Source organism: Leptotrichia sp. (assembly GCF_057270615.1).
This window is the reverse complement of record NZ_DBHIXN010000020.1, coordinates 19,857-35,119: the sequence shown is the minus strand read 5'-3', so window position 1 is coordinate 35,119 and position 15,263 is coordinate 19,857. Positions and strand designations below refer to the sequence as shown.

General features: G+C 27.7%; 27 protein-coding genes. 15 read left to right on the top strand and 12 right to left on the bottom strand.

The window, feature by feature from the left end:
* The first annotated feature begins 127 nt into the window (after positions 1 to 127).
* On the top strand, positions 128 to 451 hold the full coding sequence (locus ACO409_RS05400) for a YjcQ family protein (protein WP_068157178.1): 324 nt from the start codon (positions 128 to 130) through the stop codon (positions 449 to 451).
* On the opposite strand, the gene ACO409_RS05395 is transcribed toward ACO409_RS05400, so the two are convergent.
* The 5 genes from ACO409_RS05395 to ACO409_RS05375 all read right to left on the bottom strand — a co-directional run bounded on the left by ACO409_RS05395 (position 452) and on the right by ACO409_RS05375 (position 2,598).
* Positions 452 to 628: a hypothetical protein gene (locus ACO409_RS05395; RefSeq protein ID WP_018450312.1), complete on the bottom strand. Its 177-nt coding sequence runs from the start codon at positions 626 to 628 to the stop codon at positions 452 to 454. It abuts the gene before it with no gap.
* Between the two features lie 153 nt (positions 629 to 781).
* On the bottom strand, positions 782 to 997 hold the full coding sequence (locus ACO409_RS05390) for a hypothetical protein (protein ID WP_315345062.1): 216 nt from the start codon (positions 995 to 997) through the stop codon (positions 782 to 784).
* 145 nt (positions 998 to 1,142) lie between these two features.
* On the bottom strand, positions 1,143 to 1,328 hold the full coding sequence (locus ACO409_RS05385; protein WP_485555545.1) for an excalibur calcium-binding domain-containing protein: 186 nt from the start codon (positions 1,326 to 1,328) through the stop codon (positions 1,143 to 1,145).
* Between the two features lie 148 nt (positions 1,329 to 1,476).
* Positions 1,477 to 2,148: a hypothetical protein gene (locus ACO409_RS05380; RefSeq protein WP_485555543.1), complete on the bottom strand. Its 672-nt coding sequence runs from the start codon at positions 2,146 to 2,148 to the stop codon at positions 1,477 to 1,479.
* A 24-nt stretch (positions 2,149 to 2,172) separates the two neighbouring features.
* Positions 2,173 to 2,598, bottom strand: coding sequence for a helix-turn-helix domain-containing protein (locus tag ACO409_RS05375; protein ID WP_094080156.1), 426 nt, complete (start codon positions 2,596 to 2,598; stop codon positions 2,173 to 2,175).
* Positions 2,599 to 2,745: 147 nt separating this feature from the next.
* On the opposite strand from ACO409_RS05375, the gene ACO409_RS05370 reads away from it, so the two are divergent.
* The 14 genes from ACO409_RS05370 to ACO409_RS05305 all read left to right on the top strand — a co-directional run bounded on the left by ACO409_RS05370 (position 2,746) and on the right by ACO409_RS05305 (position 10,086).
* On the top strand, positions 2,746 to 3,060 hold the full coding sequence (locus ACO409_RS05370; protein ID WP_485555541.1) for a hypothetical protein: 315 nt from the start codon (positions 2,746 to 2,748) through the stop codon (positions 3,058 to 3,060).
* A gap of 2 nt (positions 3,061 to 3,062) precedes the next feature.
* Entirely contained in the window at positions 3,063 to 3,266 is a 204-nt protein-coding gene (locus ACO409_RS05365) for a hypothetical protein (RefSeq protein WP_485553797.1), read from the top strand.
* 941 nt (positions 3,267 to 4,207) lie between these two features.
* Positions 4,208 to 5,167 (top strand): N-6 DNA methylase, encoded by a 960-nt coding sequence (locus ACO409_RS05360; protein ID WP_485555550.1) that lies wholly within the window; start codon positions 4,208 to 4,210, stop codon positions 5,165 to 5,167.
* 11 nt (positions 5,168 to 5,178) lie between these two features.
* Positions 5,179 to 5,760, top strand: a complete 582-nt coding sequence (locus ACO409_RS05355) for a hypothetical protein (protein WP_485555539.1) — start codon at positions 5,179 to 5,181, stop codon at positions 5,758 to 5,760.
* Positions 5,757 to 5,891, top strand: coding sequence for a hypothetical protein (locus ACO409_RS05350; RefSeq protein ID WP_485555537.1), 135 nt, complete (start codon positions 5,757 to 5,759; stop codon positions 5,889 to 5,891). The genes ACO409_RS05355 and ACO409_RS05350 overlap by 4 nt, the downstream gene beginning before the upstream one ends.
* Positions 5,827 to 6,012, top strand: coding sequence for a hypothetical protein (locus ACO409_RS05345; protein ID WP_485555536.1), 186 nt, complete (start codon positions 5,827 to 5,829; stop codon positions 6,010 to 6,012). The genes ACO409_RS05350 and ACO409_RS05345 overlap by 65 nt, the downstream gene beginning before the upstream one ends.
* Before the next feature lie 33 nt (positions 6,013 to 6,045).
* Positions 6,046 to 6,792 carry a hypothetical protein gene (locus ACO409_RS05340; RefSeq protein ID WP_485555534.1) on the top strand — a complete coding sequence of 249 codons (747 nt, stop codon included), beginning with the start codon at positions 6,046 to 6,048 and terminating at the stop codon, positions 6,790 to 6,792.
* A gap of 43 nt (positions 6,793 to 6,835) precedes the next feature.
* The gene (locus ACO409_RS05335; RefSeq protein WP_485555532.1) at positions 6,836 to 7,432 is read left to right on the top strand and encodes an ERF family protein; all 597 of its coding nucleotides are present in this window, start codon (positions 6,836 to 6,838) and stop codon (positions 7,430 to 7,432) included.
* 5 nt (positions 7,433 to 7,437) lie between these two features.
* A complete protein-coding gene (locus tag ACO409_RS05330; RefSeq protein WP_485555530.1) occupies positions 7,438 to 7,800 on the top strand; it encodes a single-stranded DNA-binding protein in 363 nt (120 codons plus the stop codon).
* Between the two features lie 27 nt (positions 7,801 to 7,827).
* Entirely contained in the window at positions 7,828 to 8,334 is a 507-nt protein-coding gene (locus ACO409_RS05325; RefSeq protein WP_485555527.1) for a siphovirus Gp157 family protein, read from the top strand.
* A gap of 52 nt (positions 8,335 to 8,386) precedes the next feature.
* A complete protein-coding gene (locus ACO409_RS05320) occupies positions 8,387 to 8,584 on the top strand; it encodes a hypothetical protein (protein WP_485555525.1) in 198 nt (65 codons plus the stop codon).
* 10 nt (positions 8,585 to 8,594) lie between these two features.
* Entirely contained in the window at positions 8,595 to 8,780 is a 186-nt protein-coding gene (locus ACO409_RS05315) for a hypothetical protein (RefSeq protein ID WP_485555523.1), read from the top strand.
* A 110-nt stretch (positions 8,781 to 8,890) separates the two neighbouring features.
* Entirely contained in the window at positions 8,891 to 9,061 is a 171-nt protein-coding gene (locus tag ACO409_RS05310) for a hypothetical protein (RefSeq protein WP_485555521.1), read from the top strand.
* On the top strand, positions 9,058 to 10,086 hold the full coding sequence (locus ACO409_RS05305; RefSeq protein WP_485555519.1) for a tyrosine-type recombinase/integrase: 1,029 nt from the start codon (positions 9,058 to 9,060) through the stop codon (positions 10,084 to 10,086). Before ACO409_RS05310 ends, ACO409_RS05305 begins: the two co-directional genes overlap by 4 nt.
* Before the next feature lie 171 nt (positions 10,087 to 10,257).
* Here the strand turns inward: ACO409_RS05305 and ACO409_RS05300 are convergent, their stop codons facing one another.
* The 7 genes from ACO409_RS05300 to ACO409_RS05270 all read right to left on the bottom strand — a co-directional run bounded on the left by ACO409_RS05300 (position 10,258) and on the right by ACO409_RS05270 (position 15,062).
* Complete coding sequence (locus ACO409_RS05300) at positions 10,258 to 10,560, bottom strand: hypothetical protein (protein WP_485555517.1); 303 nt, start codon at positions 10,558 to 10,560, stop codon at positions 10,258 to 10,260.
* Between the two features lie 44 nt (positions 10,561 to 10,604).
* Entirely contained in the window at positions 10,605 to 10,898 is a 294-nt protein-coding gene (locus ACO409_RS05295) for a hypothetical protein (protein WP_485555515.1), read from the bottom strand.
* 237 nt (positions 10,899 to 11,135) lie between these two features.
* Positions 11,136 to 11,414, bottom strand: a complete 279-nt coding sequence (cas2, locus tag ACO409_RS05290; RefSeq protein WP_485555513.1) for a CRISPR-associated endonuclease Cas2 — start codon at positions 11,412 to 11,414, stop codon at positions 11,136 to 11,138.
* A 2-nt stretch (positions 11,415 to 11,416) separates the two neighbouring features.
* The gene (cas1b, locus tag ACO409_RS05285) at positions 11,417 to 12,409 is read right to left on the bottom strand and encodes a type I-B CRISPR-associated endonuclease Cas1b (RefSeq protein WP_295727130.1); all 993 of its coding nucleotides are present in this window, start codon (positions 12,407 to 12,409) and stop codon (positions 11,417 to 11,419) included.
* A gap of 128 nt (positions 12,410 to 12,537) precedes the next feature.
* The gene (gene cas4, locus ACO409_RS05280; RefSeq protein ID WP_485555510.1) at positions 12,538 to 13,026 is read right to left on the bottom strand and encodes a CRISPR-associated protein Cas4; all 489 of its coding nucleotides are present in this window, start codon (positions 13,024 to 13,026) and stop codon (positions 12,538 to 12,540) included.
* A gap of 76 nt (positions 13,027 to 13,102) precedes the next feature.
* Positions 13,103 to 14,419 carry an ATP-binding protein gene (locus ACO409_RS05275; RefSeq protein WP_485555508.1) on the bottom strand — a complete coding sequence of 439 codons (1,317 nt, stop codon included), beginning with the start codon at positions 14,417 to 14,419 and terminating at the stop codon, positions 13,103 to 13,105.
* The gene (locus ACO409_RS05270; RefSeq protein WP_485555506.1) at positions 14,412 to 15,062 is read right to left on the bottom strand and encodes a response regulator transcription factor; all 651 of its coding nucleotides are present in this window, start codon (positions 15,060 to 15,062) and stop codon (positions 14,412 to 14,414) included. The genes ACO409_RS05275 and ACO409_RS05270 overlap by 8 nt, the downstream gene beginning before the upstream one ends.
* Positions 15,063 to 15,263 lie beyond the last annotated feature (201 nt).

Genomic DNA, 15,263 nt, shown 5'->3' with positions numbered 1-15,263 from the left:
AATTATTTGTAGCAATATTTTTTTCCAGTTCATTTATCTCACCTCCCTTATTTCGTTTTTATCCCCTTTTGAGTTATAATATTATCGCCAAGTAAAATTAAATCCACAAGAAAGGAGGTGTTACTTAATGTCTTTAGATACAACTATTTTTAGAATATTAAAAGCCATTGATGTTGCTTACGAAGAAAATAATTTTAATTTTGATGAAACTCTAAACTTAAAAAAATTAGGCATTTCCGAAAGAAGACTAATTTTAATGTTAGAACAACTCAAAGAAAAAAATTATATAACAGGTATTTCAACAATAACTTCAATAAGCGGTCATATACATATCGGTATCAATAATCCTAGATTAACTTTAGAAGGTATGGATTTTTTAGAAAATAATACCGCTATGAAAAAAGCCTACAAAATGCTTAAAGAAGCCAAAGAATGGTTTCCTGGTATGTAATCAAAATTTTCTAAAATAATGTTTCAATTCAATTCCCAGCGTTTCGGTTATTAATTCAACATCTATTTCCGTTATTTCTGGGAATTTCTTTTCTATAATTTCTCTAAATTCTTTTGTAAGTTTTCTTATTTTGTCAATTCTGTCATTATAATCATAAAAGTTTATTTTTTCACTCATCTCACACCTCCTCCCCCGATTCCTGAATTTGTTTTACTGCCTCATCATTATTAAAATAATTACATCTTCAAGTGAAAGGAGTAATTATTATGGAAAATAATGATAAAAAAATAGATGAATTATTTGATTTAATGAAAAAAATTATCAAAACAATCAAGTAATTTTTTTTATTTCGATTTTGTAACCAGCTTTCTCAAGAACTCTTGAGATTTTATTAAAACTATTTCCAGAGTTGTTATTTTTTAGAATATCCATAAATACTTTTACACCTTGTCTTGTCATTCCGACTTTTCTACCAAATTCAGCTCTGGAATTATACTTCAACCTTATTTCGTTATCTAAAATTTCATACACATTTTCAGTATTCATTATTCCCTCCTTTTGTACTATATTTAGTATACTTAAAATTTAAAATTTTTTCTAACTAATTGTACCTTATTTAAACTACTAAGTCAAGATTTTTTTTACAAAAAAAAGAGCTATTCCAACTTTTTGAATAACTCTTTGTTAAAATTTATCTGCTCTCACAAGCGATTCCATCTCTGTCCCTGTCTAAATGTCTTGCATATCCAGGCTCACCCTTTTTAATGTTTTTATAGCCTTTTGATCTAGCTTCCTTACAATTTTTAAAATGCAATGTTTCAGCAAATGTATTAGCACTAACAAATGCTAATGTCAAAATCACAAATAATTTTTTCATTTTGATTCCTCCATATTTTTATATTTTGAAACCAAAACTAACCCTGTTTAAATTTATTATGTATCACTATTTTTTGTTATCATCTTCATACATTTTTTGAATCAACATCTTGTAGTCTCAAAATATCCTTTTTGAACCACATATTCTGCTATTTCATAATTTCTTTCATTTTTTGATTAATTTCTGATATATTAATCATGTTAAAATAATTAAATGCTTCAGTCAAACGTTCTGAGCAAGTGTAAGCATTTGATTTTAAACGATTAGCATTTTTAGATAAGTCAAAATCACCTTTAAAACTGCCATAATAAAACTCATCGTTTACATTAAAAACGTTGTAATGATTTTTTGATTCAATTATTAAATATCCATTTTCTAAAAATTTTAAAAATTTTTTCAAGGATAATTCAATCGGATCAAACGTATATAATTTTTTTTGAACTACATGTTTATATTCTACTCGCTCGAGTATATCTTTAGAATATATAAAGTTGACTTTATTCGCTAAATTTTGTATTTTTTCACCAGTCTTAGCCATTATAAATTCTTCAAAAAAATCTCCAATATCACTATCTTCAAGCCAATTATACAAAATTTCTAGTTTTTCTTTTGCATTTTCAGTTGAATCATCTAAATTAGTCAAATCACCTTCAATTAATTGAAATCTGTGTTTACAATATTGCATTCTTTTGCCTGCGGGGCAACCACAGCCACTATGTATATCTCTAGAATTTTCTTCCTTCCAAAAAGCAACTCTATAAGGCTTTTTCCTAGAGCCTTTTACATAAAATACTAAAACTTTTTCCTTATTTTCTTTCACAAAAATCCTCCATTATCTAAAATATTATAATTCTTTTATTTTATCTTTTGCTTCGCTAATCATTTCTTTTACTTCGTCATAATGCCCATTTTTAAAACTCATATATTCAATTTTTTCAATAATTAAATTCAAAATATTCTTTTGTTCGTTCGTATCTAAAGTTTTTACTAATCCTAATATACTATCTAAAAAATCTTCAGTAATATCATCAAAATTTAATTCTCTCAAGATACTGTTCGGCAACTTAGCTTTGCAATATTCTATTGACAATCGTTTTTTATACAACGGGTACACTTTAAATAAACCTTCAATCATAGTTTCGGAAGGCACACTTTTCCCTTTTTCAACTTTATCTATAAAAGTAAAAAAAATTCCTGATTTTTCTGCCAAGCCTCTTAGCGAATCTCCGTTTGCAGTTCTAATTTCTTTTAATGTTTGTCCAAAGCTCATAAAAATCACCTTCCTATAAATGTATTTAATATATTATACAATATTTTTTTAAAAAAGAAAAATTTTTATTGACAATGTATCTTATTTATGGTACTATAAATTTGTAGAATAAAAAAGGTACAAAATGCAAACTATAGGAGGACAAAAATGACAAACTTAGAAAAAGAAGTAAGAGGCATAATATTTGATATTATCGCCAGCAAAGAATTAAAAATAAACGATGATGATGAAATTGAGTATACACAGGAATGGCTCAATAAATGGCTTATAGAGTGTATATTAGACGGATATACAACTAAAGAAGTGATAAAAATTCGTGAGTACTTTGAGAACTTTTATTACGAAGATGAAAGAGAAGTTTGTGATACAGTCTATTATGAAGACTGTAACGGCGGAATAGACTGGTACGAAGAAAACGAAAGAATGGAAACGTTTATCGTTGAAACTAAAAAGGTGGGATAACAATGGAAAAGATGTGTGAACTTGCAAAAGCCCTAAGTGACTTGAAACTCACGAAAAGAGACGTGAGAACAGGATTGAACGAGTTTGAATTGTCAGTTGTCTCAAAAAGGTGTAAAACAACAGCAGATGGAACTCAAAAACTTATAGAACGTTTTTTAAAAAACAATGCAGATATAAAATTTTTGAAAAGGAGGGCAACAAAATAAAATACACTTTATACAAAGATAATAAATTCGTAATGCAAAGAAAACATTTTTATCCTTTGAGAGTGTATCTTTTAAAAGTTCTGGAGATGAAAAGTGTTTTTGAGATAAGTACAAAAGAAGTGATAAAAAAAGCAAAGAAAAATAATTATAGAATAGAGGTAGAAAGATGAAATTTGACGGATTAAAAATGGTAAACGAAAACAGCAAAAAAGTAAGAGAAGAAATGGAAGCAAAAAAATTAAAGAACAGAATTAAAAGATTATTTAAAAAATAAAAGGATTGATGTTTTAACAAGCTCATTGTAAATATTGCAGTGGGTTTGGATAAGATATTAATAAAAAAAATAGGAGGAAATAGAATGAGAAAAGAATTAAAAAAATAGAAAAATTTGTAAAACAAAATTGCGGAAATTTTGCATACGATGAAGAAATAGGAACAAAAGAAAAAAAGGAGTTAAAAGGGCTGACAATAATCTCAGAATACCGCGGATGGGATTGGAAATATGGAGAACCTGCATTTGAAACAAAAATTTTAAATAAAGCAGGAATAGAGTTAGCATATAAAGAGTTCTTGCCAATATTCTCCCACGAGGAGTTTGTTGGAAGCGATGATTGGTACATATTTTAAAACATAAGACAGGTGTTAAAGTCTGTAAAACACAAATAAAATCAACAATGTTAATTTAATTGTGCCATCTATGTCACTGCATATTTTTGCACAAGGCATAGCTACTAGAATATGCAGAACTGTCATAATGAGTCTTCTTTTCTAATATTTATTTTTTTAATTTTTAACTGTTATAGATGGCACAATTAAGTTAATACAAACAATATTTTTAGTCAGCATCACAAAGCACGTCAAGAGTAACAAAGGGCTTATCAAAAAGCATTTGGGCAAATCAAATATTGTTGACTAAAGATAAAGAATAGGAGGTACATGCAATTAATTTTGAAGAACATAATAACAGAAAAATAGCGAAAAAACTAGCTGAATATATCACAGGAATAGAATTAAGGCAGTATTTGGCTAGGAAAGTAAAAAAATATATTAAAATTGACAATCCTGTAATATTTGATGGTGCTGTCGGAAGTGGGCAATTAGAGCAATTCATAAACCCTTCCAAAATCTATGGTGTAGATATTCAGGAGCAATCTGTATTGACCGCAAGGCAGAATTACAAAGATACAGATTTAGAGATAAAAAGTTTTTTTGATTATAACAAAAACGATTTTATAGCAGATACTACCGTTATGAATCCACCTTTTTCAATAGAGTTTAAAAGTTTAACAAATAAAGAAAAAGAGAATATTCAAAAGGAATTCAGCTGGAAAAAGAGTGGAAAAGTTGATGACATATTTGTTTTAAAATCACTTAAATATACAAAAAGATTTGCATTTTATATTCTTTTTCCAGGAGTATGTTACAGAAAAACGGAGCAAAAATTCAGGGAATTGGTAGGAAATAATTTAACTGAATTAAATTTAATAAGAAATGCCTTTGATGACACTTCGATAGAAGTAATTTTTATCATTATAGACAAAGAAAAAACATCAAGAGAACTGGAGCAGGAAATATATGACTGTAAATTAAAAAAACAAATACATCATGAAATTTCTGAAATTCCTGAAAATTTCAGATGGGAAACACCACATGAAGTTATCGAAAAAGAAGAAATAGATATACTTTTGTTGGAAAACGAAATAGAAAGGGTAGAATTTGAAAAATTTAAAAATGGACTCAAGCAAGATTTATTTTTAATAGTTAATTTAGGAGCTGATATAAATATAGAAAACAAAATAAAAAAACGGAAAAAATTTTTAAATGATTTTGAAAAAGAAGTCAAAAAGGCATTACGTGTCGGAAAAGTAGAATATACAATAGAAGAATTAAAACTATTTTAGAAAGAGGAAATATGAAAAGAGATATTGTAGAAATATATAAAGAATGTGGTAATTTTCATCAGGCAGTCAAAGAAAGCGGATTACCAGCACTTGTGGCACATGTGAAACTGCTATCGAGCGGAGTATTAAAAATCCAAGACAAAATAAAATACGGAAGTGAAAGTGCAAGGCTTGGCGGAAAAGCTGAAGAACTTTTTCAAAAGTTAGTTCCGGAAGCAGTTGACGCTAACAAATACTGGCAACAAAATAATCCAAAATATGATTTTATGTACAAAAACATGACCATAGATGTAAAGTTTAGCTCTTGTTATAAAAGCCGTAAAAGCAAAAACTCAAATGCAAGGTACTGGACAGCAAGATGTAACGGAACTGCAAATTTGTATGTATTATTTTTAGAGAATGAAAAAAACACGGACAAAGAAAAAAAACTGGAAAATCCTTATATATTACTAATCCCTAACGGTTTTTTACATACTAAGGAGAACAAGCACCTTACAAAAGGCTCGGTATTTTTTACAGATTTTCAAGTAAAAAAAGATGAGCTTAATGCAATGTTAGACGAGTACGCTGGAGCTTTGGGGGAGATATTATGACAATAAGAGAACAGCTGGAAAAAGAAATAGATAAAATGGAAATTGAAGAAATGGAGGAAGAAAATGATGACAACAGCGAATGCAACGAAATGGATGATTTTGATACTGACATCAATTTGGATTCAGATTGAAGTTATCAGGATTAAAGGGCATTGGATAGCAGGAGGCAATGTGGCTTTTCCGTTTTTAATAGCTATATTAATTTGGTATGTGCCAAACAGAATTAAGGAATTTATGAGATTTTATAGATAATTCGAGGTTTTTAAAACGATAGGAGGATATAATTTGGGAGTACTAAAAAAAGCAAAAAAGAAAAAAATTAGAAAGGAAATCATGGAAAAAGCTGTCGCTACAAAAGAAATTTTTAGTGATGAAAACAGAAAATCAAAAATAATGATTATGATGTCTTTGTCAAACTTATGTAAAAGTTATAGAAATTATTTCAAGATTCCAAAAATAACTGACAAAAATCTCGAGAACGGCGATACTAAAATAGAAAAGATAACAGAAGAACAGACACTTTGGTGCACTTTTGGACTTGAAGATATTATTCAAAGGAGCTTCAGAGCCTTGACGAGACTGATTAATGAATTTGAATTTGAAGATTTACATAATCCTGAGCAGACTGTTATCAAAGATTTTAAGAACGAATTTATCATTGTACATTTCAGAAAGATGTTTGAGCAAGAACTTGAGAAAATAAAATCTAAGTTTAAGATATATTCAAAAACTAGATACAATACGACTGAAACTGCTTTACATCAAATGTTTATAATCTTTGCTTATTACAAGATCTTTAAAAGAGAAGCCGAACAAAGAAAGTTTAGCAAGAAAACTGGAATGTACTTAAAAACATTAATCACAAAAACAGACAAGAAGTTTAAGGAAATAGAAGAAGTCATCAAGGAAGGCAAGGAAACAGATTTTGAAAAGGATATGCTGGAGCTTCTAAAGCTTGAAGAGGCAGGATTTAAAATAAAGTGGATTGGATATAACAGGAAACAGGCATTGAAACTTAGGGATAGGGCATAGATAAAAGAAATGAAATAAAATAATAAATAGGAGGAAAAGAATAGTGAACATTTATGAAAAATTGCAAAAGGCTAGAGTCGAGTTGCAAAGTTTAGGATTAAAAATGGGAGGGCATAATAAATTTGCTGACTTTAAATATTTTGAATTAAAAGATTTTTTGCCAAAAGTGAACGAGATCTTTGAAAAATTAAAACTTTTTTCAAAATTTGATTTGCTAGAAAATGAAGGTGTATTAACTGTGATTAATACAGAGAAAACGGATGAAATAATTACTTTTACAACTCCAAAGGCTGAAATAGTTTTAAAAGGACAGAATGGATTACAAATGATAGGAAGTACACATACTTACCTAAAGCGTTATTGTTATCTAAATGCTTTGGAAATAGTGGAAGATGATGTGATTAACGCAACAATTGACAAAGACAAGCAACAAAATAAATCTAAAAAATATTTAACAGAGGAAGAAAAAAAACGAAGAATGATAGAATATATAAATAAAAATTGTGAGGATTATCAAAAAGAAATTGATAAATATATGCTAGCAAATTCGACAGATAATCTTGCAGAAATTTCGTACGAAGAAATTAAAGAGTTGGCAACATTTATAAAAAATAGTGTTGAAGAAAAGAAAGGAGCATAAAAAAAATGAACAACGTAATATTAACAGGAAGAATGACAAAAGACCCAGAATTAAAATATACTTCAGGAGGTAAGGCTAATGCTAGATTTACTCTAGCTGTACAAAGAACAAAAAATGAGGCAGATTTTATAAACTGTATTGCTTGGGAGAAAACAGCAGAAACTATTGCAGAATATTTTAAAAAAGGAAGTCCGATTTTGGTGCAAGGAAGCATCAGAACTGGAAGCTATGAAAAAGACAAAAGGACAATATATACAACAGATGTTTGGGTATATAAATTTGATTTTTTTGGCAGCAGCAATCAAAATAATAATAAAGAAAATAAAAATAATTATGATAAGGAAGAGGACAATAGTTTTCCATTTTGATCAACAAACAAGCAGGAGGAAATAATATTGAGTAATTTGAATTTAATAAAATACGAATTGAAAGAAATAAATAATATAATAAATTTTTTGGATAATCAAAATAACGAATTAGATGAACAAACAATAAATGATACAAAAGAAAGTGTTTTATTGCTATTAGAAGAAAAATCGGATCAACTGGAATTACTGTTGAAAGATTTAGAATTAAAAGCAGAAAAATGCAAAGAAATTGCTGATTTTTATACTAAAAAAGCAAAACAAGCAAGCGAAAGAAAAACAGCACTAAAAAGTTTAATCTTAGAAGCTATGCAAGGATTAGATGTTAAGAGGATAGAAACTGAAACAGGTACATTTACAATTAGAAATAACAACCCATCTTTAGTGATTGACAACAAAAGTTTGATACCAGCAAAATTTGTAACTATGATTCAGAGTGACAAAATAGAAAAAGAAGAAATCAAAAAAGCAATCAAGAACGGAGAAAAAATTGCTGGAGTGCATTTAGAGACTTCGCAAAGTTTGATTATGAGATAAAAAAGAGGGTTAATTGAGGGTACTTTTTGTAACAAAAAATTAGGAGGATAAAATGAGTTGGAAATGCAAAGAATGCGGATGTGAATATTTTAATATAGATTGTGAAGTAACATATTATCAAACTGATTTAGACGAATATAAGAAGATAGATAATTATAAACTTTCTGAAAAAGAAATGCTGCAATACGTGTGTTTTGAATGTGGAAATTCGAGTGAGAATTTAGAAGAAATAGCCGAATGGGAAATGTGAGGATGGATCAATGATAAAATATGCCGAGATACACAAAATCAAAATTGAAAATGAAATAAGATATGTAGCAAAAGTTTTTGTTGATAGAGAAGAAATAGAAGATGAAAGTTTTAGCAGTGAAACGTTTGAGGAAACTGCTAAACATATTTTAAAAGATTGTGTTATATCAAATTACTTTGATACAACAAAAATGTAAGGACAATAAAAAATTAAAGCGAGTCTTAAACTCGCAGAAGGAGTTAGCAATTGACAAAAACAACATTGACAATCAAAGAAACCAGTGAGTTTACTGGCATGTCGCAATCAATGTTGAGAGTCGGTCTGCAACAAGGAATTTTCCACTTTGGTTATGCTGTAAAAATAAATAGTGACAAAGATGGAAAATTTACATATAATATACAAAAGGCGGGGGTCGAGGAATATGTCGGCTTGAGTTATGATAAATGGCTCGAATCGAGAAAAGGAGCTCAGATATGAAAAACCCGAATGGAGCTGGAAGTGTTGTAAATTTGGGAAAAAACAGAAGGAGACCCTTTGCACCCCGTGTTACAATCGGATTCGACAAGAAAACAGGCAAACAGATTTTTAAATATCTTGGATATTTCAAGACAAAAAAAGAAGCAATGAACTGTTTAGCTGAATATAACTTGAATCCGTATGACATAAATTTAAGAAATATTTCTTTTCAAGAAGTTTTTGAAAAATTCTATGAAACAAAGAAAAACGTTGTTTCAAAAAGTCGTTTAAAAAATTATAAAGCCATTTTCAAAAAACTAGAAAGTCTAGGAAATATGAAAATGGCAGATATTAAAACTCTACATTTGCAAAAATTATTTGACACTTTTACTGATATAGCTCCAAATTACGTGCGAGAAATCAGGAGTTTATGTGGATTAATTTTTAAATATGCAATTCAGATGGATATAATTAATAAAGACTATTCTAGATTTTTAGTTCTAAGAAAATTTGAAAAAATACGAGAAAACAATGTATTTACTAAAGAAGAACAGGAAAGGTTGTGGAACAACTTAGAATCAAGAGGAGCTAAAGAGGTATTAGTTATGATTTATACTGGCTTTAGAGCTAGTGAATTTTTGCAAATTAAAAAGGAAAATATAGATTTTTTAAACTGGACAATCAAAGGTGGATTAAAAACAGAAGCTGGAAAAAACAGAATTGTTCCAGTTCACGAGAAAATAAAAGGAATCTTGATTGAACTATATCAAAAAAGTAAAAATGATTTTTTGATTTCTGGAATGAGAGAAAATCATTTAAGCTATTCAAATTTTAGAAGCAAAACTTTTATACCTTTGATGAAAAAATTAGGGATGCAACATAGAATACACGACACAAGATATACATTTGCAACAGCAATAACAGAAGTGTCGCAAAATAATGCAGCAATCACAGCTGTGATCGGACATACTAATATTGAAATGACTAGAAAATATTCAAAAACTAACATTGAGAAAATGAGAAAAGAAATAGAAAAAATAAACTAAAACAATGTATATTACTTGTATATTACGTAGACGCTCTTTGACGATTTTAGACAAATCAAAAACCTTGCTAAAGTCAATAAACATTGAATTTTAGCAAGGCACATATCAAATAAAATTGTGTACAATACAAAATGTTCCTATTAAATTTCCAAAACTAAACAAATTTTCCAACTAATCATAATAGAAAAATGTTACTGAATTTATTAGAAAAAGCGAAATATTTTTATCTTGACTGCCGAGATATACATTTTGTGAATCAGATGTGATTACTAATCTTTGAGATAACACGCTAGAAACATGCTCAAAGCAGCTTTCTCCTTCCGTAAAAATTATTTTATTACTCCATCCGTATGTTTTTTGCGATACTGCTAAAATTCCAAATATAAAATTTGGTTTTGGTATTTTGATTGTAAATCTATTATTTAAAAAATCTATATTTGCAGTTTTTGCATAAAATCTAGGTAAATTTTCCAATCGCCAGTTTGCTTGCTCAAAGCCTGTTAGCTAGCAGTTGATAATTAAACTATGCCAACCGTTATCCAGTCCAAAGCGATTACGTTTCCTGTTGTGAAAAAAGGGCATTCTGTTTTAGAACGTCCTGAATGTCCAATCACATTTGAAGAAACATACCATTCTGAAATAAGAATTTTCGGTTCGTGCTTATAAGGTATAGGATATATTAATTTGTATTCTTTAGTTTCAGAACGTATTGAACCTGCCTGAATCAATATGTTGCCAATTTGGAAAGAAAATTCAGTTTCACCAAAAGCACCTTTTTCTCTAAAGTTTAAGAAATTGAATAAATTTTCCACTTTGTCTGAAAGATTTACAATACAAAATGTTCCTATTAAATCTTACTATCTCCAACCTACCTAAATAGTATACCATTTTTTTCTGTTTTTGTCGATATCAATATTTTTATATATTTTTACCAAAAATTCCTTTTTATTTTTTTTAAAGATAATCAAAAAATCCAATAAAAATCAATATTACTGAAAATCTGTCGATGTCCCAGCTTTTTAGTGTTATTCCAGATCGACAGATTTTGTTTAAAAGAAGTTTGAAGTTTTATCATCTTCGATTCCCCAAAATTCTTTTTCTAGCCATTTTTCTTGACGAGATTTAAAAATTATTAGGGAGTCCTTATCTTTGCGAATAAATTTCCCTAATTCTATATTTAATTTTTTTAATAATACTGGTGTTATCTCGCCTTCAAATACTGATTTCTGAACATTTGTTAAATATTTTTTACAAATTTTAAATATATTTCTGGAAATTCTGGTTCCATTTTCATCAGAAAGAATATCATAAACTAAAATTATATACATAATTACCACCATATTTTGAATCCTTCGTATTTTTTATCTTCTAATAAATGTTTTACTAACTTGTATGCTTCTAATCTCATTAAATGACGATAAGAAACTTTTCGATTTAAATCTCTGTGTTTTATTGTTGTTTCTAATCTTTCATTAAAAGTTTTCAAAATTAATTTTTGAGCATTTTCTTTCATGTAGAAATAGTTTGAATCTTTTACAAAATCTTTTTCTGTTATCATTTTTTTATTCAATAATGAAAAAATAATTCTATCTGCTAGAAGTGGCTTAAATACTTCGGAAATATCAAGTGATAAAGAAAATCTTCTTTCACCAACGCTATGTAAATAACTTATTGTCGGATTCAGTTGGCTCACATAAATTTCTGACAAACAAGCTGTATAAACCAATGTATTCAAAAAAGAAATCATTGTATTAATCATATTATCAGGGGGTCTTTTTACTCTTTTTTCAAAATTTATTTCTTGATTTACAATAGTATTCCACGCAGTATAGTAAATACGGCGAATACTTCCTTCTATTCCCATTAATTCTTCAACATTTTCTGTGCGAAAAATTCCTTTTCTAAGTGCTTTAATATCTGTTATTTCCGACTCCAATTCCTTTCCACGCTCTTGATAATATCTCAAATTTCGCAAAATGTTTGTACTTGCTGCATCAATTATTAATTGTGCCAATTCAATTCTTTTTTTACTATCTGTATAATTTTCAACTTGTTTTACAAAAAGTTTTCCAGAAACATTTGATTCTTTTGGATAAAATGTTCCTGTGTAAAATCCATAGTAATTAAAAACGTGAACTGGAATCTTATTTTGTGCCAAATAATTTAGAGCTTTTGTATTCAATGAAATTTCTCCAAATAGATAAATATCACGAGTAACTTCAATTTTTATATCCTTAAATCTTCCATCCGCTGCAGTAATTCTAATAATATTGTCTTTTCGCTTTAATTCTCCATTTGAAAAAATGAAATAACTTTCTGACATTATGAATCCTCCTTTCCACTAGTTTTTATAATTTGATTTTTTTGGTGACTTATAATTTTAAGCAATTCTTATATAGCTTTAAGCAATTTTAAAAATATTTTCTAATAAATTTTATTTTTAGAGAATTATCAAATATAGCAAAATTCATAATAGGAACATTGTTTACACATTTTTTCATTAATTACAGCAGGAATTTTTTCATTTAAACAAATTTTTTCAATATCTTTTAAAATATCCTTTAATATTTTTTCATCTTCCAATGTCAAAAACACTTCTTTACGCTCTTTAACCACAGGATAATCAATGATCCCTTTTTCAATATCAATTCCTCTCTGCTTTAAAAAATAAATATAATACTTTACTTGCCAAATAGCTGCTTCTTCAATAGATTTACTTTTTTTAACCTCATGAATAACTTTCCAATGCCTAATAAAATCGATATTTACAGTTTCTTCTATCATTATTTGTTTCGTTTCCAAGTTATAACTATTTTCATCAATCAATTTCCCCATTTGAACATTTTCATTGTCTTCTTCAAGATTAATATTCCGCGAGTTATACCACAACTTTCGTTTGCAGATAAAATAATAGTTTACCATTAATCCTGTTATTTTCATTTTGTATCACCTTCATATAATAATCTTTTTTATGAATTCTCATTTTTCTTATCCTTATGTTTATTTTCAATAATATCTAAAAATACAAATTCACATCCAATCCATCCTTTCTATTTACAAGCTCAATCTCTCCATTATTCAATTCAATAATTTCTTTAATAATTGAAAGACCTAATCCAACTCCAGATAGATTATTTTTTTTATAGTAACGGTTAAATATTTTTTCCATTTCAGCTTTTGAAATTCCAGTTCCGTAATCTCTAATGGTTATTTTTTTGTTTTTGGAGTTATCTTTGTTTTCCACAATTTCTAAAATTAATTCTATTTTTTTACTATTTGAATATTTTATGCCATTGTCTATTATTCCACGAAAAGCCTCAAATAATAAATCCTTATCAACGTTTATACTCTCTTGATCTTTTATAATTATTTCAATTTGTTGATTTTTATTGATAATTTCATAATCTTTTTTTATTTTTAAAAAGAAAGATTTTATATCTATTTCTTCAAAATTTAGTTTTAACTTTTCTAAATTAGAAGTCAAAAATAATGTATTTATTATATTTTCCATTTTTTTTATTTCTTCATTCATATCTTCAAAAGATTCGTTTAATATCTTTTCGTTTCCCTTTCCCCATTTTAAAATATCCAGATAACCTTTCATTATTGCTAGAGGAGTTTTTAATTCATGAGAAATATCTGAGGAAAATTTTTTTTGACTTTTTATAAGCTCTTCTTTTCTCTTAAAACTTTCATTTATTATATTTACAAGATCTCCAATTTCATCATCCCTTATTTTCATCAATCTCACATCAATATTATGACTTTGAATTTCTTTTGCCCGTTTGATTATTTCAGATACAGGAGTCAGTATATTTTTAGCAACAAGGCTAGAAATTACAAATTGAGTTAAAATAACTAAAAGGAAAAGAGTAGACATAATATAAAATATACTTGAAAAATCCGAAAATTTAAAATTTCTTGAGAAATAATATTCTCTTCCATTTTTATCAGTTAGCAATCTTGTAAACACCAGTCTATTTTTTTCAAAAACAAAATGATCCAGTTTTATTTTTCTATTATTAAAATCATTTGTCAAGTCTAATTTTAATCCATTTTCCTTTACCATAACCGACATATATTCTTTATCTGCAAAATAATAGTTGTGATATTCCTGTTTCAATTTATTCATCTTAAAATCCTGAAAGTGTCTAACTGCACTTTTAGCAATAGGTTCTAGCTCTCTTATCTCTAAAGAAAGATCTCTATTTATAAAATACAGAAAAAAACTTGCAATAATTATAAACATTGCTATTAATGTACCTAATGTGCTTGTAATTATTATTTTATCCTTTATTTTCCTAATTTTTTTTATTTTAAATCTTTTAGTCATATTTTAAAATATATCCAATTCCTCTCACTGTTTTTATTTTTTCTTTACCAATTTTCTGTCTAATTTTTTTCATTGTAGAATCAATCAGATTATCACTTGCTTCCCATCCCCATACTTTTTCAACAATTTCTTCTCTTGTGATAATTTCTTCTGTTTTTGTCATAAACAGCTTTAACAGTTCATATTCTGTTTTACTTAACAAAATCTGCTTCCCATCCAAATGAACAGTAAAATTTTTTGTATTAATAGACAAACTTTTGTAAAAAAGTTCTAATATTTTATTTTTTCTAATATTTACATCTATCCTAGCATTTAGTTCTAACATGTCAAAAGGCTTTGTCATATAGTCATTTGCCCCCAGTTTTAGCAGATTTACCTTTTCTTCAACTGAACTTCTAGCTGAAAGTACGATAATTGGAATTTCTGATATTTTTCTTACTTGCTTACATACCTTGTCACCTTCCATTCCCGGAAGAGTCAAATCTAAAAGCATCAAATCAAAATAATCACGATTTTTGTCAATTTTATTAACAGCTTCAATTCCATCTGTTTCAAGACTTACTTCGTGATTTTCATGTTCTAATTGAATTTTTAATATTTTTAATAATTTTACATCGTCTTCTACAACTAATATTTTTCCCATTTTTGGTATGTCCTTTCAAATTTCTAGTAGATTTTTAATGATTACTGGTTCCAATTGAATTAATCGCAGTTGATTTTTATATTTAAATTGCTATTGGAAAATCTTATTATTAAGTTTACTCTATCTTTAGAAAAAAATCAAATATATTTAAAAAAATTCAGATTATATTCAGTTTTCTTTCAGTTATAATTCAGTAGAAAA